Annotated in this window: 12 protein-coding genes, 3 rRNA genes, 2 pseudogenes and 1 other annotated feature; of the genes and pseudogenes, 3 read left to right on the plus strand and 14 right to left on the minus strand. The window is 47.0% G+C overall.

Going from position 1 to position 22819, the window contains the following annotated elements; all coding sequences use genetic code 11:
* The first annotated feature begins 13 nt into the window (after positions 1 to 13).
* The 3 genes and pseudogenes from ABNN70_RS12050 to ABNN70_RS12060 all read left to right on the plus strand — a co-directional run bounded on the left by ABNN70_RS12050 (position 14) and on the right by ABNN70_RS12060 (position 4306).
* Entirely contained in the window at positions 14 to 1393 is a 1380-nt protein-coding gene (locus ABNN70_RS12050; protein ID WP_353947926.1) for an ISLre2 family transposase, read from the plus strand.
* 223 nt (positions 1394 to 1616) lie between these two features.
* Positions 1617 to 1841: a binding site (T-box leader), on the plus strand.
* A 43-nt stretch (positions 1842 to 1884) separates the two neighbouring features.
* Entirely contained in the window at positions 1885 to 3042 is a 1158-nt protein-coding gene (proB, locus tag ABNN70_RS12055; protein ID WP_353947927.1) for a glutamate 5-kinase, read from the plus strand.
* A pseudogene (locus tag ABNN70_RS12060) lies at positions 3039 to 4306 on the plus strand (glutamate-5-semialdehyde dehydrogenase). The gene proB and the pseudogene ABNN70_RS12060 overlap by 4 nt, the downstream one beginning before the upstream one ends.
* 150 nt (positions 4307 to 4456) lie before the next feature.
* Here ABNN70_RS12060 and ABNN70_RS12065 read toward each other — a convergent pair.
* The 14 genes and pseudogenes from ABNN70_RS12065 to dxs form a co-directional block, all read right to left on the minus strand.
* Entirely contained in the window at positions 4457 to 5155 is a 699-nt protein-coding gene (locus ABNN70_RS12065) for a lactate utilization protein C (RefSeq protein ID WP_129928857.1), read from the minus strand.
* Positions 5152 to 6626 (minus strand): annotated as a pseudogene (locus ABNN70_RS12070) (LutB/LldF family L-lactate oxidation iron-sulfur protein). The gene ABNN70_RS12065 and the pseudogene ABNN70_RS12070 overlap by 4 nt, the downstream one beginning before the upstream one ends.
* Positions 6592 to 7362 (minus strand): (Fe-S)-binding protein, encoded by a 771-nt coding sequence (locus ABNN70_RS12075; RefSeq protein ID WP_353949432.1) that lies wholly within the window; start codon positions 7360 to 7362, stop codon positions 6592 to 6594. Before ABNN70_RS12075 ends, ABNN70_RS12070 begins: the two are co-directional and overlap by 35 nt.
* A gap of 339 nt (positions 7363 to 7701) precedes the next feature.
* Positions 7702 to 7817: ribosomal RNA gene (rrf, locus tag ABNN70_RS12080) — 5S ribosomal RNA — on the minus strand.
* A gap of 84 nt (positions 7818 to 7901) precedes the next feature.
* A 23S ribosomal RNA gene (locus tag ABNN70_RS12085) occupies positions 7902 to 10832 on the minus strand.
* Between the two features lie 181 nt (positions 10833 to 11013).
* Positions 11014 to 12564 (minus strand): 16S ribosomal RNA (locus ABNN70_RS12090).
* Together the 16S, 23S and 5S rRNA genes form the textbook arrangement of a ribosomal RNA operon.
* Before the next feature lie 428 nt (positions 12565 to 12992).
* Positions 12993 to 13904 carry a LysR family transcriptional regulator gene (locus ABNN70_RS12095; protein WP_129930344.1) on the minus strand — a complete coding sequence of 304 codons (912 nt, stop codon included), beginning with the start codon at positions 13902 to 13904 and terminating at the stop codon, positions 12993 to 12995.
* A gap of 395 nt (positions 13905 to 14299) precedes the next feature.
* Positions 14300 to 14569, minus strand: coding sequence for a phosphocarrier protein HPr (locus ABNN70_RS12100; RefSeq protein WP_129930343.1), 270 nt, complete (start codon positions 14567 to 14569; stop codon positions 14300 to 14302).
* A 181-nt stretch (positions 14570 to 14750) separates the two neighbouring features.
* Positions 14751 to 15614, minus strand: a complete 864-nt coding sequence (locus ABNN70_RS12105; protein ID WP_129930342.1) for a GRP family sugar transporter — start codon at positions 15612 to 15614, stop codon at positions 14751 to 14753.
* Between the two features lie 221 nt (positions 15615 to 15835).
* Positions 15836 to 16645: a sporulation transcription factor Spo0A gene (gene spo0A / locus ABNN70_RS12110; RefSeq protein WP_129930341.1), complete on the minus strand. Its 810-nt coding sequence runs from the start codon at positions 16643 to 16645 to the stop codon at positions 15836 to 15838.
* Between the two features lie 184 nt (positions 16646 to 16829).
* Positions 16830 to 18074, minus strand: coding sequence for a SpoIVB peptidase (spoIVB, locus tag ABNN70_RS12115; RefSeq protein ID WP_353947928.1), 1245 nt, complete (start codon positions 18072 to 18074; stop codon positions 16830 to 16832).
* 131 nt (positions 18075 to 18205) lie between these two features.
* Positions 18206 to 19906, minus strand: a complete 1701-nt coding sequence (recN, locus tag ABNN70_RS12120) for a DNA repair protein RecN (protein ID WP_353947929.1) — start codon at positions 19904 to 19906, stop codon at positions 18206 to 18208.
* A 173-nt stretch (positions 19907 to 20079) separates the two neighbouring features.
* Entirely contained in the window at positions 20080 to 20898 is an 819-nt protein-coding gene (locus tag ABNN70_RS12125; protein WP_353947930.1) for a TlyA family RNA methyltransferase, read from the minus strand.
* A complete protein-coding gene (dxs, locus tag ABNN70_RS12130) occupies positions 20895 to 22817 on the minus strand; it encodes a 1-deoxy-D-xylulose-5-phosphate synthase (protein WP_353947931.1) in 1923 nt (640 codons plus the stop codon). The genes ABNN70_RS12125 and dxs overlap by 4 nt, the downstream gene beginning before the upstream one ends.
* Between the last annotated feature and the right edge of the window lie 2 nt (positions 22818 to 22819).

The following is a 22819-nucleotide window of genomic DNA, read 5'->3' on the forward strand; positions in this document are numbered from 1 at the left end:
GAAGGGACTCTCCATGGATCAGTATAATGAAAATCATGCTTCTTTAAAAGACATTGAGCAGATTTTATTTCGTGCCCTGCAACAGACATTCAGCCGGATCCTCTATCAACTTTTGGTGAACCTGGATCAACACTTGGCAGAAAGCCGGGATAAACGACGTTTTAAACTTCATGATAAGCGAAAGATCTCCCTGGAAACCACTCTCGGAAACGTCTCGTTCGTCCGGAACTATTATTGGGATCGGAAAGCCAGGGAGCATGTCTTCCTGCTTGATCGCTTTCTGTCCTTTGCCGGGCCAAAGCATTTCAGCCCGGCTTTCGAACAGTGGACCTTGGAGGAAGCGGTGGAAAGCGCATCCTATCGGAAGGCGGCCGCTCAGATTGAGAAGTTCCTCGGCTACCGGGCCATCAGCCATGAAACCATCCGTCAGCAGGTGCTGGAGACAAAGATTCTTCCTCCGGAAACGCAACTGCCGGCTCCTAAAGTGCTGTTTCTGGAGACGGATGGTTTGTTCACCAGCCGGCAGAGGCCTAAAGGTGCCACGAAGCCGAGGGCGGCGAAGGAGGCTAAAATGGTTTGCGTTCATTCCGGATGGAAAAGCCATTCCCACTCCGGTGAGTCGCGGTTGATCCAACCCCGAATTTATTATCATAAGGGGAACAAAGACTTTTGGGAAGGGGTTCAGGACTTTCTCGAACAGAATTATGACCTGGACTATGGACAAACCGATTTTGTAATTAGCGGAGATGGCGCGGCGTGGATCGCTGCCGGTGAAAAGACGCTGGGGCCGAGACACACCCTCTACCATTACGATACGTTTCACATCACACGCGATTTCAGAAAGGTGATGAAGCGCCATCATCGTTACCCGATGATGGCACAGGCGCTGAAACAGGGGCAGCCAGATCAGCTACTGTTGGAGTTGAACAGTGCCGTAGGCACGATGGCAACCGAGAAGCAGGAGACACAACTTGCGGAACTGATCCATCGTATCACGCGGCAGAAAACCGCCTTCATGAACTTCAAGACCTGGCTTCAGAAACATGGCCATGATACAAAGAACATGGCCTCCCTGGGCGCCACTGAGTCGGTGATGAGCCTCATGGCAAGACGAATGAAGTATCATCGGAGTTGGAGCGACGAAGGGTATGATCACCTGCAAGAGCTGGTCATCGCGAAAATCAATGGTTTAAAGGTGGTGCTGCCCGGAGATCCACGGGTGTTCTGTCTGAAACAGACTGAGGCGCAGGCCCCACTGTCTGCTTCCCAGGTTTTGCCGAAAACAATGTATGAAAGGGCCGCAGCGGACACGCTGCATGAAAACCTGCCCTATCTTAAACAGTCCGCCGCGACACCCATTAGCCAGGCCCTGAAAGCTTTAGCCGGCTACTGATTTTGATTTTGTTTGGAAGGATAAGGGACGTTTGCGCTTAAATCGCTGAAAGGTATCCTTGATCAAGTCAAGCGCATGAGAGAAACGAAAGAAGCTACAAAAAAACGAAAAAAAAAAGACATCATTCTTTTGTATCCAGGGGGACACCCACAATCACTTGACTTACCCCGTCAAGGAGTCTCATTGACTTTTGTACATTAATTGAATATAATAAGTCTACTTATATGAAGCGTTGACAGGGATTAGTAAACAGTGAATTGCGTCAGAGAGTGACACTCATCGGCTGAAAGGCGTCACCGTACCCTTCCTGTTGAACCTGCCCCTTGAGCTGTCCGGCCAATTAACCGGACCGTATCTTCTCGTTACGGAGTTAAGAGAGAGCATGAGAAGGAAACTTCTCATGCTAACGAAGGTGGTACCGCGGGCAAAGTCTCTTCTCGTCCTTTATTTGGACAGGAGAGACTTTTTTTAATGGAAAGGAATGTCCCTCTATGGTATTAAAACGGATTGTTGTAAAAATCGGCAGTAGCTCTCTGACTGACACGCACGGCAATATTGATATGCATAAGCTGACAGATCATACAAACGCTATTGCCCAACTGAAAAAAAGCGGTCATGAAGTGATTCTCGTTACATCCGGTGCCGTAGCAGCAGGCTACAGTGAACTTGGTTATCCATCAAAACCGGTAACTCTTGCGGGAAAACAGGCGGCGGCGGCAGTCGGTCAGGTGATGCTGCTAAACAGCTATGCCTCGGCGTTTCGAAAGTACGGGATGACAGTCGCTCAGCTGCTTCTCGCTCGTCAGGATTTCAAGAAACGGGAACAGACGAGTCATGCCTGCTCTACACTGAATGAGCTCCTGAAGCGTTCCGTCATTCCAATCATTAATGAGAACGATTCAGTTTCGCTAGAGGAGCTTACTTTTGGTGACAATGATATGCTGTCAGCACTTGTCAGCGGGCTGGTCCACGCCGATTTTCTTATCATCCTGACCGATGTTAACGGCCTGTACGACAAGAATCCGAACCAGTTTAAAGACGCCACACGTTATCACTTTTTAAATACTCTTCCTGAGCCGTTGATTAAATCTGTAAGCAGTACATCCGGTTCAAAGGTTGGAACCGGTGGGATGAAATCCAAGCTGCGTGCAACGGAAACCGCCCTGTCACTGGGCGTCCGGATCTTTATAGGGAAAGGGACAGGGCCCGACAAACTGCTAAAAATAATTAATGGGAACGGAAACGGCACGTACATTGGCCCAACCGATTTGAAACCATCGCTCCGGGTGTCTGAACAATGGATTGCGCTTCACTCTCCGGTCTCAGGAAAAGTGGAAATTGATGATGGTGCGGCGCATGCTCTGATGGAAAAAGGAAAGAGCCTCCTTCCGGCGGGAGTCAAACGTATTTATGGACGATTTTACGCCGGTGAAGTCATTCAGATTATGGACCGGTATCATCATATTCTTGGTAAGGGACAGGTGAACTATTCCGCCGATCAGCTAAACAAAATAAAGAGTATGCCAAGCGATCAGGCCATGCGCCTGGTAAAGAGCGATCATCCTGAGGTCGTTCATCGTGATAATTGGGTTCCGTGGACAGCAACGATTTCTCCAGAAGCAACCGAAGGAAAGGAAGAGATAAAATGAGCCATCAGATCATTGCATCAGATGAATTACTCGAGAAAGCCGCAAGGGCGAAAAGGGTCTCCTCCCGGCTCGCCATATTGAACGCCGATCAGAAGAATAAGGCCCTTTCAGAGATCGCTTCAGCTCTTCAGTCAAGCCATGTGTCCATTATTGAGGCGAATAAACGGGACCTGGATAACGCCCAAAGTAACGGGATGAGTGATGCATTACTGGATCGTTTATTGCTGAACAAGGAGCGGATTGATGCTATGGCCCAGTCATTGCAGGATGTTGTTTGCCTTCATGACCCGATTGGTGACTGTCTGGAAAAATGGGATCGGCCGAATGGTCTGCATATCCAAAAGATGAGAGTCCCCCTGGGTGTTGTGGGTATGGTTTATGAAGCCCGGCCAAACGTCACTGTTGATGCGACCAGTTTATGCCTGAAGACAGGTAATGCTGTCTTTCTTCGCGGAAGTCGTTCAGCATTGCAGACAAACCATGCACTTGTTGAGATCATCCACAAGGCGTTATCAAAAACAGAGGTATCTCCCGACAGCGTACAGTTACTTGAGGATACCCGTCACGAAACGGTTAACCGTTTCTTCAGACTGAACGGGCTGATCGATGTGCTGATTCCCCGTGGCAGTAAAAAGCTGATTCAAACCGCTGTTCAACAATCAACGATTCCGGTTCTTGAAACCGGCGCGGGAAATTGTCATCTTTTTATCGATAAAACGGCTGATCCTGACATGGCTGTTAACATTACATTGAATGCAAAAACGCAGCGTCCTTCAGTGTGCAATTCCATTGAAACGGTCATCATTCAGAAGGACTGGTTTACACAGTACGGCAATCAACTGATCAGAGCACTGAAAACCGCCGGCGTTGAATGCAGGATTGATGAGCAGGTATCCGATGTATTTCCGGATCTTCGGATGGCTACTGAAGAGGACTGGGAAACAGAGTACCTGGACAAAGTGATAGCGGTCAGGATTGTCAGAAATGTTGATGAAGCGATAAATCACATCAATCGTTATGGAACAAGGCATTCAGAGTCGATCATTTCCGAAACCCCCGAAAATGTTCATCGCTTTTTTCAATTGACAGATGCTTCAACACTTTATCATAATGCTTCAACCCGTTTTACCGATGGTGAAGCTTTCGGATTTGGTGCAGAAATTGGTATCAGCACTCAGAAACTGCATGCCGGGGACCAATGGGTCTCAATGCCCTGACCAGTATCAAATATATTGTTGAAGGTGATGGTCAGATTCGTGAATAATTCATCCATCTACTAAAAAAGGCAGTCCCTGATTATGGGAACTGCCTTTTTCATACTTTGAAAATCATTTTCAGGAAAGGGTATCAGAAAAACGAAATCTCCGGCAGCTTTTGCAAGCCGACAGTTGGCAAGTTTTTCTTCATTATGCAGTCAAACATCCTGAACCAAAATGTAAGCCACTTTGACCGGTCCATGTACACCGACTACCAGCCTCATTTCAATGTCTGCACTGTTACTGGGACCTGAAATAAAATTGATATACGGTGAGATCTTTTCCCCCGTTGCTACTTTATCTTCAACCATTTTCATTGCCTGAGTTAATCTGGGAACAATCGCACTTTCAGGAACAATGACTATTGACGTGACAGGAAGCAGGCTGACACTTCTCGCTTTATCCTTATCATGAAAAAAACCGGCAGTAGCCGACTCAGCAAGCATCACATCGCAGACTGATAATCCAATATTAGCCTCGTCAGCCCGGTCAATATTCTCATGGCCTTTCTCTGTATTCCAGACGTATACATTATTTTGTTTTAACACTTCAGTAAGGCCAAATTCAGCGAAACGGCCGTCATTTGTTGCAACGATCCGGCCTCCACCATAAGTGTGAATCGTCTGATTCAAAATTTGAGGTAAATGATCTGTATCTGTCTCAATAACCTTTGTATGGATGGATTGGCTTACCCGTTTGATCAATTCAACAAGCTGATTCTTTGATTCATTCTGATGAACTGCCCACTGCGGCTGATAGCTCCAAACCGGTTCTTTAATCGTTTCTTCAGGTTGACGATTCATTTTTTTTGCAATCTTATTCAGAAAAGCATCCCTGTTCTCAATTGTTCCTCTCAAAATGATTCACCTGCCCCTTCGTGATGGTCTGTTTGATGGCCTTCTGTTTTTGATTTTGATTTGTGTTTTTTGAACCACTCACGGAAATTTTCTTTATCTGGTGCAGGAAAGTCTCGTCCATGTGTCCATGATTTTATCGGACCCGGCCCTTTTTCAATAGCCCCATTATGAACGAGTGGTTTTAAAAGTATCGGAGCCGTTTTCATACCCGCTTTAAATAAAAACGGTGAACGGGCTCCCACTCCAAATCCCTTCATTGCCATTCTTTCTCCGACGGGGGATGACCTCCACCTTCAACATATTTTCTTCGATGTTTAATGAGCAGCTGGTGCAACGGTATCCTGACCGGGCAGGCTTCGGTACATGCCGCGCAGAGGCTTGAGGCATACGGCAATTTTCCATATTCTTTATATCCCCCAAGGATCGGTGAAAGGACCGCACCAATCGGGCCCGGATAGATCGAACCGTAAGCATGACCACCAATATGGCGGTAAACAGGACAAACATTTAAACAGGCGGCACACCGTATACAGTACAGAGCAGACTGGAACTCTGTACCGAGGGCGTTTGAACGTCCGGCATCTACGATGACCAGATGAAAATCCTTTGGACTGTCCACTGTTTCTGACTGATCATCAGGCGTAATATCTGTAACATAAGTGGTCAGTTTTTGCCCGACAGAACTGCGGCAAAGCAAAGTCACCAGAGTATCCAGTTCTTTCCACGATGGAACCAGTCGCTCCATACCCATGACCGTGATCTGTGTTTCCGGGAAAGTCGTTACCATATTAGCATTACCTTCGTTGGTGACGAGGCAGATACTTCCTGTATCAGCAACAGCAAAATTGCATCCGGTAATTCCGACATCAGCGTGCAGGAATTTTTCCCTTAATGTTTTTCTGGCAAATCCGGCCAGTTCTTTTGGATCATCTGTTCCTGTATATCCCAGTTTTTTAAACGAATCGCGAATCTGCTGTCTGTTTTTATGTACAGATGGCACGACAATATGCGAGGGTTTATCATGATCCACCTGCAAAATAAATTCAGCGAGATCCGTTTCCAGAACATCGCAACCTGCTTCCTCTAATGCTTCATTCAAGCTGATTTCTTCTGTCACCATGGATTTAGATTTTACAACGTTCTTCGCTTTTTTCTTTTGAACGACCCGCTTGACGTATTCTCTGGCTTCTTCTGCAGTCTGTGCGAAAAACACATGTCCGCCGCGTGCAGCAAATTGATCGCTTAATTCTTTCAGATAATAATCGAGATGATTCAGTGTAAAAGCACGAATTTCTTCACCGGCGTGGCGCCAATCTTCCCAATTTCCAAGCGATTTGTCTCCTGAAGTTGCATTTAATTTCTTATTTCGTAATCCGTCCTGAGCGGACGACACAGCCTGTGTCATAAATGAATTATGAATGGCATCGTCGACTCTCTTAAAGAACGGTTGATTTCCCACTTTCATTGGCATGATCAACATCCTCCCTTCCTGGTAGACTGTTCAGGATTTGTGCAATATGCATGACTTTAATATTTTTTCCGAGTCTTCGCATCCGTCCACCGATATGCATCAGGCAACTGGCATCTGCTCCTACAAGAACATCTGCCTTCGTTTCTTCAATATGACGTATTTTCTCATCCGCCATTTGTTCGGCAATGGGGAACATCTTGACTGAAAAGGTTCCTCCGAATCCGCAGCAATCATAATTATTAGGCAGTTTAACCAGTTCAAGTCCTTTTACATGGCTAAGTAACTTGTAATGCGATTCATGCTCCCCAAGAAGACGCGACATGTGACAGGAGGTATGAAGAGTGACTCGTGCATGAAATTCAGCACCTACATCTTCAACATGAAGGACGTTTACGATAAACTGTGTGAATTCATAAGTCTTCTTAGCAACTTTTTGTGCGCGTTCATGCCAGTCTGGATCATTGGCAAAAAAATCAGGATACTCATGAAACATCGCAGCACAGGATCCTGACGGACAGACAATATAATCCGAATGTTCGAAAGTGCGAATCATCTGTTTCGCAGGGCCTGCCGTATCCTTTGCATATCCACTATTGAAGGCAGGCTGTCCACAGCAAGTTTGCCCTTCAGGGACATCAACTTCACATCCCAGTCTTTCCAGTACCTCTGTGGCATCTTTGAGAACGTTTACATAAAATAACTCACCGAGACATGTTGTAAAAAGTGAAACTTTCATCATTTACCATCCTCTTTTCTTCGGTGCCTGATAACCAAATTCAAATAAGTATGGATTCAGTTTCATATTCCCCTGTTATTCATATTTTTGTCACATATCTATCACTCATCAATCACATTTTATCTGTTATAAAACACAGGTCAACCCTTTTTACTTAAATAAAGAATTACTTTATTGTTATACTCATTATGCATTAAATCACTTGACCAGATCTATCTTGTTCATTGAGACAGTTCATTGATTCTTCAGATAACTTCGTAGCCGCTTATTAGATTTGAATCTTGTAAAATAAAAAAAGAGGCATTCCCCACTTTTCGGGAAATGCCTCTTTAATCATTTGCCTGGCAGTGACCTACTCTCACAGGGGGACAGCCCCCACTACCATCGGCACAGAAGAGCTTAACGACCGTGTTCGGAATGGGAACGGGTGTGACCTCTTCGCTATGACCGCCAGACTTGAAAATCACCCAGGTCGGGCGACCCCTCAAAACCGGTAACGAAAGATACAGCACGTCTTTTTTCCTTCTGTCCGCTGACTTTGGGTTAAGCCCTCGGCCGATTAGTATCTGTCCGCTTCACGCGTCACCGCGCTTCCACTCCAGACCTATCCACCTCATCATCTCTGAGGGGCCTTACCAGCTTAAAGCTGTGGGAAATCTCATCTTGGAGGGGGCTTCATGCTTAGATGCTTTCAGCACTTATCCCGTCCACACATAGCTACCCAGCGTCTGCTCCTGGCGGAACAACTGGTACACCAGCGGTGTGTCCATCCCGGTCCTCTCGTACTAAGGACAGCTCTCCTCAAATTTCCTGCGCCCGCGACGGATAGGGACCGAACTGTCTCACGACGTTCTGAACCCAGCTCGCGTACCGCTTTAATGGGCGAACAGCCCAACCCTTGGGACCTACTTCAGCCCCAGGATGCGATGAGCCGACATCGAGGTGCCAAACCTCCCCGTCGATGTGAACTCTTGGGGGAGATAAGCCTGTTATCCCCAGGGTAGCTTTTATCCGTTGAGCGATGGCCCTTCCATGCGGTGCCACCGGATCACTAAGCCCGACTTTCGTCCCTGCTCGACTTGTGGGTCTCGCAGTCAAGCTCCCTTGTGCCTTTACACTCTGCGAATGATTTCCAACCATTCTGAGGGAACCTTTGGGCGCCTCCGTTACCTTTTGGGAGGCGACCGCCCCAGTCAAACTGCCTGCCTGACACTGTCTCCGGACCGGATCACGGTCCCGGGTTAGAATGTCGGTATCGAAAGGGCAGTATCCCACCGGCGCCTCAGCCGAACCTGGCGGTCCGGCGTCAAAGGCTCCTGCCTATCCTGTACAATCGATACCCACATCCAATATCAGGCTGCAGTAAAGCTCCATGGGGTCTTTCCGTCCTGTCGCGGGTAACCTGCATCTTCACAGGTACTATAATTTCACCGGGTCTCTCGTTGAGACAGTATCCAAATCGTTACACCTTTCGTGCGGGTCGGAACTTACCCGACAAGGAATTTCGCTACCTTAGGACCGTTATAGTTACGGCCGCCGTTTACTGGGGCTTCGGTTCAAAGCTTCTCCCCGAAGGGATGACCTCTCCTCTTAACCTTCCAGCACCGGGCAGGTGTCAGCCCCTATACATCACCTTTCGGTTTAGCAGAAACCTGTGTTTTTGGTAAACAGTCGCTTGGATCTTTTCACTGCGGCTCAGAGGGCCCGAAGGCCCTTTGAGCACCCCTTCTCCCGAAGTTACGGGGTGATTTTGCCGAGTTCCTTAACGAGAGTTCTCCCGAGCGTCTCAGAATTCTCTTCTTGCCCACCTGTGTCGGTTTGGGTACGGGCACTGGTTCACTCGCCAGAGGCTTTTCTAGGCAGTGTAGGTTGTGGCCCTTCGGTACTTAAATTTCCCTCCTCATCACCGTCCGGCCTCAGGCAGCGGGATTTGCCTCGCTGCCGGCCTCGCGGCTTGAACGCACGCTTCCATCCGTGCGCTGACCTCGCCTTCCTGCGTCCCCCCTTCACTCAAACGTGTTCCAGCGGTACAGGAATATCCACCTGTTGTCCATCGCCTACGCCTTTCGGCCTCGGCTTAGGCCCCGACTGACCCTGGGCGGACGAACCTTCCCCAGGAACCCTCGAGCTTTCGACGGAGGAGATTCTCACTCCTCTTTTCGTTACTCATACCGGCATTCTCACTTCCAGACGCTCCAGCCTGCCTTCCGGCAGACCTTCCCGGCCTCTGGAACGCTCCCCTACCATGACTCTGAAAGAGTCATCCGCGGCTTCGGTGCTGCGCTTAGCCCCGTTACATTTTCGGCGCGGCGCCACTCGACCAGTGAGCTATTACGCACTCTTTAAATGGTGGCTGCTTCTGAGCCAACATCCTGGTTGTCTGGGCAACGCCACATCCTTTCCCACTCAGCGCAAACTTAGGGACCTTAGCCGGCGGTCTGGGCTGTTTCCCTTTCGACGACGGATCTTATCACTCGCCGTCTGACTCCCGGAGCCTGAGCGTCTGGCATTCGGAGTTTGACTGAACTCGGTAATCCTGTGGGGACCCCTTATTCAATCAGTGCTCTACCTCCAGACCTCTTTGTCCGAGGCTAGCCCTAAAGCTATTTCGGGGAGAACCAGCTATCTCCGTGTTCGATTGGCATTTCACCCCTACCCACACCTCATCCCCGCATTTTTCAACATGCGTGGGTTCGGGCCTCCATCCAGTGTTACCTGGACTTCACCCTGGACATGGGTAGATCACACGGTTTCGGGTCGGCAACCCTGAACTCATTCGCCCTCTTCAGACTCGCTTTCGCTGCGGCTCCGCCTCTCCGGCTTAACCTTGCTCAGAATCGCCACTCGCCGGTCCATTCTACAAAAGGTACGCTGTCACCCCCGAAGGGGCTCCAACTACTTGCAGGCACACGGTTTCAGGATCTCTTTCACTCCCCTTCCGGGGTGCTTTTCACCTTTCCCTCACGGTACTGGTTCACTATCGGTCACTGGGGAGTATTTAGCCTTGGGAGACGGTCCTCCCGGCTTCCGACGGGGTTTCTCGTGTCCCGCCGTACTCAGGATCCACTCCGGAGAGCGCGCCTCTTCGGCTACAGGGCGTTTGCCTTCTTCGGCCGGCCCTTCCAGGCCGTTCGCCTGAAACGCGCTTTTCTGACTCCATGCGGAGTGTCCTACAACCCCAGGGGGCAAGCCCCCTGGTTTGGGCTGTTTCCTTTTCGCTCGCCACTACTCGGGAAATCGCATTTGCTTTCTCTTCCTCCGGGTACTGAGATGTTTCAGTTCCCCGGGTCTGCCTTGACGCCCCTATGAATTCAGTGCGTCATCCTGTCCGTCAGGACAGGGGGTTTCCCCATTCGGAAATCTCCGGATCAAAGCCCACTTACAGCTCCCCGGAGCTTATCGGAGTTCGTTCCGTCCTTCATCGGCTCCCAGTGCCAAGGCATCCACCGTGTGCCCTTTAAAACTTAACCACCGACACAATCATTGATCATGTCCTGGACAAAATGGAATTCTTGACGTGTTTTCTGTATCTTTCGTTATCCAGTTTTCAAGGATCGTCCCGCGTGCCCTGCAGCACGCCGGGTATTGAAGGAATGGCTCCTTCAAAACCAAACAAAAGCGCAAACGTTTCGCTATCGATCGTTTCCTTAGAAAGGAGGTGATCCAGCCGCACCTTCCGATACGGCTACCTTGTTACGACTTCACCCCAATCATTTGTCCCACCTTCGGCGGCTGGGCCCATAAAGGTTCCCGCACCGACTTCGGGTGTTACAAACTCTCGTGGTGTGACGGGCGGTGTGTACAAGGCCCGGGAACGGATTCACCGCGGCATGCTGATCCGCGATTACTAGCAATTCCGGCTTCATGCAGGCGGGTTGCAGCCTGCAATCCGAACTGGGGGCGGCTTTATGGGATTGGCTCAGCCTCGCGGCCTCGCTGCCCTTTGTACCGCCCATTGTAGCACGTGTGTAGCCCAGATCATAAGGGGCATGATGATTTGACGTCATCCCCACCTTCCTCCGGTTTGTCACCGGCAGTCACCCTCGAGTGCCCAACTGAATGCTGGCAACCAGGGTCAAGGGTTGCGCTCGTTGCGGGACTTAACCCAACATCTCACGACACGAGCTGACGACAACCATGCACCACCTGTCACTTCGTCCCCCGAAGGGGAAAACCCGATCTCTCGGGCGGTCGAAGGATGTCAAGACCTGGTAAGGTTCTTCGCGTTGCTTCGAATTAAACCACATGCTCCACTGCTTGTGCGGGCCCCCGTCAATTCCTTTGAGTTTCAGCCTTGCGGCCGTACTCCCCAGGCGGAATGCTTAATGTGTTAACTTCAGCACTAAGGGGTTGGACCCCCCTAACACCTGGCATTCATCGTTTACGGCGTGGACTACCAGGGTATCTAATCCTGTTCGCTCCCCACGCTTTCGCACCTCAGCGTCAGTAACAGACCAGAGAGCCGCCTTCGCCACTGGTATTCCTCCACATCTCTACGCATTTCACCGCTACACGTGGAATTCTACTCTCCTCTTCTGTACTCAAGCTCCCCAGTTTCCAATGCCCGCCTGCAGTTGAGCTGCAGAATTTCACATCAGACTTAAGAAGCCGCCTGCGCGCGCTTTACGCCCAATAATTCCGGACAACGCTTGCCACCTACGTATTACCGCGGCTGCTGGCACGTAGTTAGCCGTGGCTTTCTGGCCGGATACCGTCACGACGCGGACATTTCCTCCCGCATCCGTTCTTCTCCGGCAACAGAGCTTTACGATCCGAAAACCTTCTTCGCTCACGCGGCGTTGCTCCATCAGACTTTCGTCCATTGTGGAAGATTCCCTACTGCTGCCTCCCGTAGGAGTTTGGGCCGTGTCTCAGTCCCAATGTGGCCGATCACCCTCTCAGGTCGGCTATGCATCGCAGCCTTGGTGGGCCGTTACCCCGCCAACAAGCTAATGCACCGCGGGCCCATCAGTCAGTGATGGCCGAAACCATCTTTCAGCTCCGCACCATGCGGTGCGGAGGATCATCCGGTATTAGCTGCGGTTTCCCACAGTTATCCCAGTCTGACTGGCAGGTTGCCCACGTGTTACTCACCCATCCGCCGCTCACCTCAGGGAGCAAGCTCCCCTCTGTGCGCACGACTTGCATGTATTAGGCACGCCGCCAGCGTTCGTCCTGAGCCAGGATCAAACTCTCCAAAAAAGTATTGCTTCTTCCGGATCCCTTTCGGCATCCGGGTCAGACTTTTTTCGTTCATAAGATCTATAGCAAATTGAATTGATCAGGGGATAAACCCCTCAAATCACGCTTGGCTTTTGTTCAGTTTTCAAGGACCATTTGAAATCTTCTGGCTTAATTATCAGTCGGCTGATATACAGACCAGTCACCGACGTAAATCAGAGATTACTAATAATATACTGTAATTATAACTGATTCACTTGTCTCTGTCAATGATGAACAAGACATCAAATTCAGCGACTAGAATAATATATCAGAGAGCAGTATCTTTGTCAATAAAAAATCAAAAATGTATTTTATTGGAGAACTTGATTAACTGATTTGATTAGGATAAATCAGGAAACAAACAGAAAGTGAACGGAGCAGAATTCTTACCCGGCACCATGATTAAATCATTTGTCAATAACTTTCTGCAATTTCAGCGCTTTTGCGGACTCCTCTATCCACGCCCTGGCTGCAAACGAAAGATAATGATTTCTTCTCCAAATCATTGATAAATGCCAGGTCAGGTCTTTCTCATTAAGAGGAACAGAAATGACTGACTGATCTTTCGCTTTTTTTACGATACTCAATGGAAGAAGTGCAATGCCGAAACCTTCTGAGACTAATTTAATCATAAAATCCCATTGAGAACTTTCAAATACAATTTTTGGCTGATAACCTGCGTGTTCACAAGCTTTAGTAATCATAGTTCTAAGAGCAAAATCTTCAGGGAAAAGTATAAACGATTCACTTTTTAATTCATTAAGTGTAACATTGCTTTTTTTTGACAGCCAATGTGACTGATTAACTACGACACAGATCGGATCATCATAGAAAGCGAAAGAATCCAGGTGTCGATGATCGAAAGGACCTACAGTGACACCCACTTCCAGAATTCCTTCAGAAACACAATCAGCGATTTTTTTTGCACCATATTCAACAATATGTAAATCCACTCCGGGATATTTATTTCTAAATTTTCCTAATATCGCAGGGAAAAAATAAACACCAATCATCGGTGGTAACCCAATGGTCAGTTTTCCGACCCTTGCATGAGTCAGGTCTCCCAGCTCATCTGACAAATGATCAAAGGATTTGACGATCTTCCGAGATTGCTCGAACACGATTTTTCCGGCATCAGTTAATTCAATTTCTTTACCAGAACGGTCCAGAAGCTGCATGCCTAATTCATCCTCAATATCCTTAATCATCTTACTAATTGTAGGCTGTGTGACAAAAAGATGATGCGCAGCTTTTGTAAAACTTTTCCTTTTTGCGACCTCCAGAAAATAATGTAAGTGTTTAATGTCCGTCTTTATCATGCCTCCTCTATAACATAATGGCATATACTTTATGCTTAAACTCTATTGTACCTGTATCTTTTACTTTTGTCTTTGCCCCTGTCCTTACTCCTCTTATTCTTCTGTAAAATGCCATTTTAACGCAACACGAAATAAACCAGGCCAGTGGCAAAATGCAGGCATTGCCATTGGCCTGGTTTATTTCATTTAAAGGATGATAAAGAAGCAGATCCCGGATCGCTCCCTGACTATGATAAAATTAAATGTTATCCCGCATGAACGGGCGGGTCCATCTCAGAGTCATGATGGTAAAGAAAATGCCCAGGTGGGAGGATAACTGCCCGAAAAATCCGGTGAGTTGTTCAACTGACAATCCGTTGGAGATGAAGAACCCTCACACAGATTGAAGTTTCACTTTATTTTTCTTTGCCGATCCCCTGAGACGCGATGACATTGCTGATTGCCTTTGCTGCATCATCTGCATCGGCACCGTCTGTAGTTACTTTAAATTCAGCACCCTGCATAATACCAAGGGCCATAACACCCATGATGCTCTTCAGATTGGCCTTTTTCCCGTTGTATTCAATATTAATATTTGATTCGAATTTGCTCGCCTCGCTGACAAGAACAGTAGCAGGACGTGCATGAATACCGGTTTCATCAGTGACAACATATGTTTTCTCCATTGTGTTTACTCTCTCCATTCCTTTATCAAAAATTAACAGCTTCAGGAAACATACGGCAAATCATTTTCTAACGGAATCGACCTAAACACCGTTTACATTTGAAATACCGACAGAATCCTGCAAAAACCATAGATCTATTTTAACATTACTGAGTGCTCCTGTCATGAAAAAAATACATCTCTCACTGTTTTGTCATACCAAGGAGAACACCGCCGGTAACTATAAGGAAACAGCCCGCCATGACAAATATCATTTGCGTTTTTGATTTTTTCTCACCCAGTAAGAAAATGCCCCCGAGTGTTGAAAGAACGGTACCGACCTGAGACAGAGAGAAACTGGTTGCTACTCCTTCCAGTTTCGTTGCCATAAGTAAGGCAATGTTCCCGCCTCCCCACATCAGACCGGATATCATATTCCCGGCTGTTTCCCTTGTTATGAGATGGCTGGCCTGCCGTCCGGACAATAATAAAGCACCTGTGATCATTCCGGCCGACTGAGGAAGAATAGCCGACCATCCGTTGATGTCAAACAAACGAAGTATGACAATATACGATACATACCCGGAAGTGGACAGAAGCAATAAAAGGATACCCTTTATCATGCTTATGGATTCAGTATGTCCATTTTTTCCAGGTTCATGTGATGTACAGAGAACGCCGGCTACGATAAGAACCAGAGCTGTCAGACCAACTGACAGTCTGAACGCCGTATTCCATTCACCAAAAATCAATACACCGCACAATGCAGCTCCGGCAAGCTGCATACCCGTTGATACAGGCATGGTTTTTGAAATACCGATTGTTTTCATTGCAGCAAACTGATAAAGCTGGCCGACTGCCCAGAACAGCCCCGAAATAAAGCTAATCATGACTACCGTCCAATTAAATATCGGTGGAACAATAAAGGATACGACTATTGAAAAAAAAATAGCACCAATTGTCATACCGAAGGCCTGCTGATTTGGCGTTCCTCCCATTTTTGTGCTGACGAGAGGAAGCGTACCCCACAGCAAGGCCGGAATCAGGGCGATCATTAAACCGGTCAACGTGTCTGCACCTTCCCATGCCAAAAAAATCAATTTGGAAATTCATGTTAATTTCTTCTTTTTTCGACTGATACTGTCTAATATACCATATTATCCTGTTTTTCCAAATCCTTTTTGGAAAAAGTGGTGTACACGCGATCGCATTCATTTTCAAAAATACAAAAAGCATGCATCCCTTCTCAGGACCGCACGCTTATTTTCAGTATTCGGATAGTTGACGATCAATGGACCTCCATTGAATCCCCGGCTCTGTTTTCAATCCTCAGTTTATCGGCGACCATGGCGATGAATTCCGAATTCGTGGGTTTGGCTTTGGACATGGATACTGTATAACCAAACAGTGAAACAATGGAATCGACATTACCACGACTCCATGCTACTTCGATGGCATGACGGATCGCCCGTTCTACACGGCTGGGTGTTGTTTTGTACTTTTTCGCAATATCGGGGTAAAGAACCTTGGTAATCGATCCGAGAAGTTCAATATTGTGATAAACCATTGAAATCGCTTCTCTTAAATACATGTACCCTTTAATATGAGCCGGAACACCAATTTCATGAATAATATGAGTAATGCTGGCATTTAAATCGTGACTGCGGACGATGGACACAGATGAATTCGCCGTACGATTTGAAAACATGGAGTCCATCTCCTTTTTTCCGGCGATCTGTCGAATCTGATTAGCAAGATTAGGCATGTCAAACGGTTTCAAAATAAAATAAGATGCACCCAGTTCAACTGCCTTTTTCGTGACGTCTTCCTGACCGAATGCCGTAAGCATAATAATTTTTGGCCTGGGCAGTGTACTGTTCTGATGTAGTTGTTCGAGAACACCAATTCCGTCCAGATGCGGCATAATAATATCAAGCAGAAGGACATCGGGAGATATCGTTTTCAGCATCTCAAGGCACTCCTGACCATTTCTGGCGGTTCCTGTAACCTCAATGTCATCCTGAGTTTTCAGGTATTCAGAAATCAGCATAATCAGTTCCTGGTTGTCATCGGTAAGACCCACTTTAATTTTTTGCAACAAAAAAAGCCCCCTTCCAAAAAGTTTTACACTTTAACTTTTCGACAGGGGAGAAAGTAATCCTTTATTCTCGTTTTTGATTTCTTCAATATTTTTCCCTCATTATTACCCTTTTATCGGATAAACTGATTTATTATGACATCATCTGACATTTCTCGACATGATGATGTCGTATTATATTCATTTAACTTGCAGATTCCTCAGTTATCCTGGATTGTTGAATGCCAGCTTCGTGAAGCATCCATTTAATATGAACCCCGTAGCCACAGGTTGGATCATTGACAAAAACATGGGTGACTGCACCGACGAGTCGGCCGTCCTGAATAATGGGACTTCCACTCATTCCCTGAATGATTCCGCCCGTTACCTGAAGTAACCTGGGGTCAGTTATCTTAATCACAATACCCTTTGTTTCCGGATTTTTTTGAGATACCGCGTTTAAGATGCGAACATCGAATGCTTCGACACGACTTCCGTTCAATACCGTCAGAATTTGAGCTGCACCTTCGTGTACCTGATCCGGTTTTGCTACGGGAAGCGCCTGCATACGTCGATTCTGGTACATCAAATCGTTGTTCTGCAGATATCCGTAAATGCCGAAAGCGGTATTTCTATTTATCGTTCCAATCTGCTCGGCATGATCGGGGAAAAAGGCAATCTTTTCTCCCGGGTTACCCTCAGCCCCTCTTTGAATAGCCTGCACCATAGAACGAACAATCTGTCCGTTTTTCACAGGAACCGGCTGCCCGGTGTCACGATCGGAAATGGTGTGTCCAAGAGCTCCATATGCATTTGATTTCGGGTCATAAAAAGTCATGGTACCAATCCCGGATGCAGAGTCTCTGATATACAGGCCAATCTGAAACCTTCCCTCATCTTTACCTTTTACCGGCATCAGTTGCTTTTTTAATATCGTATGTCTGCGAATAAGATCCACTTGCATCTTTTTTTGAGCAGATGCCTGACCAATGATCTGGCGTACATCCGTTATGGAACTCATCTGACGACCGTTGATTTTCGTTATGATATCCCCAATCTGAATACCTGCCGACTCTCCGGGTGAAGCCTGACCGCGATTACTGTTGATAAGATGGTACCCAACCACCAGTACGCCACGTGTTTTGATTTTAACACCTATTGACTGACCGCCCGGGACCAGTCGAAGTTCGTCGCCGGTCTTCTGTTTTGAAAAGTTATGGGCTGCCACGGCATGACCATTCTGTTCCCGAAGTGTATTCAGTTTTACCTTTCGCATTTCTGCAGCAAGTGGTGAGCCGCCGGAAAGATAAGGATGAAACAGATGCTCCATACTCACTGATCGGTGATTTAATCGTTGATTTTTTTCAAAACCAGACCCGAAAACAAATGCTGTAGTGACCAAAATTGACAGGCAGACGAACACCCCAAACCATTTATTTATATTTCTCATCACTCACTCTCCTCGCTCCGTACACGCACCAGCCTGTTGCCGTGCATTAATTAAAATTGCCTGAGCAGGAGATAATTATGAGTGAACAGACAGATGGATTATTGCCAATAAAGGATAGCTGTTCCAGCCTTTTATTTTTTCACTTTTCCAGCCATTTCGAGCATTTCACGGGCATGTTTTTTTGTCAGATCAGTGATTTCAGTGCCAGATATCATTCGGCCGATCTCCCGTATTTTATCGGCGTCATTGAGTTTCTTTACTGATGTTTTTGTGCGATGTTCAGCAGTGACCCGCTTTGAAATATATAAATGATGGTCTGCCATCGAAGCGACCTGAGGAAGATGCGTGATACAAAATACCTGCGACGCTTTAGACAGGCTGAAAATCTTCTCAGCCATTGCCTGAGCCGCACGGCCGCTCACGCCTGTATCAACCTCATCAAAGATAACAGTAGAAACGTTCATAATTTGTTTAAAATTAACCTTTAAAGCCAACATAATTCGGGACAGTTCTCCGCCTGAAGCTGTCTTTGCAAGAGGTTTCATCGGTTCTCCCGGGTTTGTTGAAATGAGAAATTCCGCATCATCTATGCCTGTCTGCCTGTAACTTTCAAAATGGTCGAGACGATCCTGTCTCCGAATGATCGATTTAAAAACAGCGTGCGGCATGCAGAGATCTTTAAGCTGACTGTTTACAGCCTGATTCAGTCCGGATGTCGTTTTTTGTCTCATTGTGGACAAAGAAAGGGCGCGTTCTCTTAAGGTGTCCATCTGAGCACGTAATGCATGTTGCAGTTCTTCACAGTTCTCATCCCGATGAGTGAGTGCATCATACTCCTCTTTAATGTTTTTATAATAGTTCAGAATTTCTTCAAGGGTTGAGCCGTATTTTCTTTTTAAAAGATCCAGCTCACTCAACCTCTGTTCTATCTCGTCAAGTCGCCCTGGCTGGTATTCCATCTGTTCCAGATAATCACGGACAGCTGTGGCGCGTTCTTCCAGCATATAAAGACTGTTTGTCACATCTTCTGAAATGGAACCGATATCCTTGTCCAGATCCTGAACGGATTCAAGTTCAGAAGCTGCTCTTCGAATCCAGTCCAGTCCCCTGTTCTCACCATCAAGCGACTCATAGACGGATTTGAGCGTCTGAAAAACCTTCTCAAAATTGGCCAGCTTTCTTTTCTCTTCAAGCAGAGATTCGTCTTCACCGGGGGTGATTGACGCTTTCTCTATTTCCTGGATCTGATATTTCAGCAGATCCATGCGTTGCGCGATCATTTTTTCGTCTTTGTTGAATTTTGTCAGACGCCTCGCGATATCTGCTGCCTGATTATAGGCTGCCTCATATTCCTTCTTCAGATGAGCCAGTTTATCACCTCCGAACCGGTCAATCAGTGGAAGATGATAAGTCGGATCCATCAAAAGCTGATGCTCATGCTGTCCGTGAATATCAACAAGCCTGCTGCCTACCTTCTGCATAATGTTCAGGGTAACCAGTTTTCCGTTGATCCTGCAGATACTCTTTCCTTTAGCATATATCTCACGTCTGAGAATAATCATGTGATCAGAACAGTCAATACCCATACCTTTTAGTTCCTGAAGCGCTTCATTTTTGGGATCCACCTCAAACAGCGCTTCAAGTTCCGCTTTTGTTGCTCCCTGCCGGACAAAGTCCGATGAAGCACGGGCGCCGGACAGCAGTCCAATTGCATCAATAATAATTGACTTACCGGCACCTGTTTCACCAGTGATCACGGTCATTCCTTCGTCGAAGTTAATCCTCAGTTTATCAATAATGGCAAAGTTCTCTACCTGAAGTTCCAACAGCATCCTGTATGCCCACCTCCTGACGAACACAGGTTCTGTTACTATTTTCTCCTGTTTTTGATCTTTCGTCAATATAAAGAAAAGCTGGTCGACTGGCAAGTCGCCTGAGGCTTAGTTTTTCTGAACCTTTTTTCCATATATGAAAAAAGAGCGTCCACTGACGCTCTCTTCGGTATTTATTTTCTGTCCAGCCGGCAGTGGGCCCGTGAAACAACGTCATTCACTAATAAAGAAGGGTCTTTAATACTTCTTTTAGCAGACGATTTGAGCCACGTGAGAAATTCAATATTTCCGTCTCCTCCGGTAATGGGGGAATAATCCAGTCCTTTCAGAATAAATCCTGTCTCTTCAGCAAAAAGGATAATTTTCTTAAGAACCGATTTGTGTATCTGCGGATCACGGACGATCCCTTTCTTTCCAACCTCATCCCTGCCCGCCTCAAATTGCGGTTTGATTAACGCAATCACATCTCCTCCAGGGAGGAGGATGGTTTTAAGCGGAGGTAAGATTTTTTTCAGTGAAATAAAAGAGACATCAATGGTCGCAAACTCCGGAACACCTTCCTGAAAATCGGCCGGTGTACAATATCTGAAATTTGTCTTTTCCATGACAATCACCCGGCGGTCATTTCGCAATTTCCATGCAAGCTGATTATAGCCGACATCAAGGGCATAAACCCTTTCAGCACCATTTTGCAGGGCACAGTCTGTAAAGCCGCCGGTCGAAGCACCAATATCAATCATCAGTTTACCTGAGACGTGAACCGGAAACACGCGGAGTGCCTTTTCCAGTTTCAGCCCGCCGCGTCCGACATAGGGGATCGGGTTCCCCTTGACAAGAAACTGAGTATGACTGTCGATTTTACTTCCGGGTTTATCAACACGCTGTTCCCCAATATAAACCATTCCGGCCATGACAGCCCTCTGCGCTCTTTCACGTGATTCAAAAAAACCGTCCCGTACCAGTAAGACGTCTACCCTTTCTTTATCTTTCATGACGAGGAGACCCTCTGTCGTTTCGCTGCTTCCTGATTTTCCTGCCCTGCGATCATACTGCTGATCCTTGCGCAGACATGCTCACTCGTCAGGCCCAGTTCCTTCAGAAGTTCTCTGACACTGCCGTGTTCAACAAAGGTATCCGGAATGCCCATCCGGTCAATCATCAGGCCGTATTCTTTCTGATCAGCATAAAATTCAAGAATGCTTGAACCAAAGCCACCTGCAAGAACTCCTTCTTCCAGCGTCAGTACAGGCTTTTTTTCTTTGGCAAGCCTGATAAGCATGTCTTTATCAAGTGGCTTGATAAAGCGTGCATTAATGACACCAATCTGAAGCCCTTTCGACTGCAACTGATGAGCGGCTTCAATCGCAACCTGTAACATGGGGCCAAATGAAAGAATGTAGGCGTCCGATCCCTCTCTTAGAACTTCCCACTTGCCTATCGGAATTTCAGAGGGATGTTGATCAAAAGCAACCCCGAGCCCGTTTCCTCTCGGGAAACGAACAGCAATCGGTCCATCATTATACTTTATCGCTGTATAAACCATATTCCTTAATTCATTCTCATCCTTACCCATCATGATTTTAAGATTCGGAAGAGAGCGGAGAAATGCAATATCAAAGACGCCCTGATGGGTTTCCCCATCTGCTCCGACAAGCCCTGCACGATCTACAGCGATCATGACATTGAGATTCTGCCGGCAAATATCGTGAAGAACCTGATCATAGGCCCGCTGCAGAAAAGTTGAGTAAATAAACAGAACCGGCTTCATTTTCTGAGTAGCCAGACCAGCAGCAAATGTCGCGGCATGCTGTTCGGCTATTCCTACATCAAACAGCCGGTCGGGGAATTCTTTGGCGAACCCCTCAAGCTTTGATCCAACAACCATAGCCGGTGTAATCACTGTGATTCTTTTATCCTTGCGTGCCAGCTCCTGAAGGGTCCCGCTGACTACTTTACTATAGGAAGGGGCCGAAGTAACCGGTTTTATAAAGGCGCCGGACTCGATTTTATAAGGACCCGTGCCATGCCAGGTACCGACTGAATCCATCTCGGCAGGTTTGTAGCCCTTACCCTTCTGCGTCAGAACATGGATGAGGACCGGTCCTCTGCGCTTCCGGGCAAGTTTCAGATTATCAATCAGCGCACTGATATTGTGCCCGTCAACAGGTCCAAGATATGAAATACCAAGTTCCTCGAAAAAAACGCCGGACATCAGAAGATACTTCAGGCGGTCTTTTACCCGCTCTGCGACGGAAGCAATTTTCCCGCCAAAGGCAGGTATTTTCTTCATAAGAAATTCAATGTCTTCTTTAGCACGATTGTATTTCTCAGCCGATCGAATTCTGTCGAGCATATTATGAAGGGCTCCGACATTTGGAGCAATCGACATTTCATTATCATTAAGCACAATGATCATATCTTTTTTCATTTGTCCGATATTATTTAAAGCTTCAAGAGCCATACCGCCGGTAAGCGCTCCATCCCCGATAATCGCCACGACTTCATAGTCTTCTTTTTTCAGATCTCTCGCCACAGCCATGCCGAGTGCTGCAGACAGAGACGTGGAACTATGTCCTGTCTCCCAGACATCATGTTCACTCTCACTTCGTTTTGGAAAACCGCAAAGTCCTTTATATTGACGTAACGTATCAAAGCGTCCTCCACGGCCAGTCAGGATCTTATGAACATAGGTCTGATGCCCGACATCCCAGATCAGCTTATCTGTCGGGCTGTTAAATTCTTTGTGAAGGGCCAGTGTCAGCTCGACGACACCCAGGTTGGGGGCGAGATGGCCACCCGTTTTTGACAGCTTTTCAATAAGAAAAGTACGGATATCCGCAGCAAGATGATTCATCTGTGAAGTCGACATGTTTTTCAGGAATTCGGGATTTTTAATTGAAGTGACATCCAATA

The organism is Sporolactobacillus sp. Y61 (assembly GCF_040529185.1).
Lineage (GTDB): Bacteria > Bacillota > Bacilli > Bacillales > Sporolactobacillaceae > Sporolactobacillus.

Bases quoted from the DNA above. Each gene is read 5' to 3' on its own strand.
- ABNN70_RS12050 (WP_353947926.1), top strand. From the start codon at position 14: ATGGATCAGTATAATGAAAATCATGCTTCTTTAAAAGACATTGAGCAG.
- proB (WP_353947927.1), top strand. From the start codon at position 1,885: ATGGTATTAAAACGGATTGTTGTAAAAATCGGCAGTAGCTCTCTGACT.
- ABNN70_RS12075 (WP_353949432.1), bottom strand. From the start codon at position 7,362: ATGAAAGTTTCACTTTTTACAACATGTCTCGGTGAGTTATTTTATGTA.
- ABNN70_RS12095 (WP_129930344.1), bottom strand. From the start codon at position 13,904: ATGATAAAGACGGACATTAAACACTTACATTATTTTCTGGAGGTCGCA.
- ABNN70_RS12100 (WP_129930343.1), bottom strand. From the start codon at position 14,569: ATGGAGAAAACATATGTTGTCACTGATGAAACCGGTATTCATGCACGT.
- spoIVB (WP_353947928.1), bottom strand. From the start codon at position 18,074: ATGAGAAATATAAATAAATGGTTTGGGGTGTTCGTCTGCCTGTCAATT.
- recN (WP_353947929.1), bottom strand. From the start codon at position 19,906: ATGCTGTTGGAACTTCAGGTAGAGAACTTTGCCATTATTGATAAACTG.
- ABNN70_RS12125 (WP_353947930.1), bottom strand. From the start codon at position 20,898: ATGAAAGATAAAGAAAGGGTAGACGTCTTACTGGTACGGGACGGTTTT.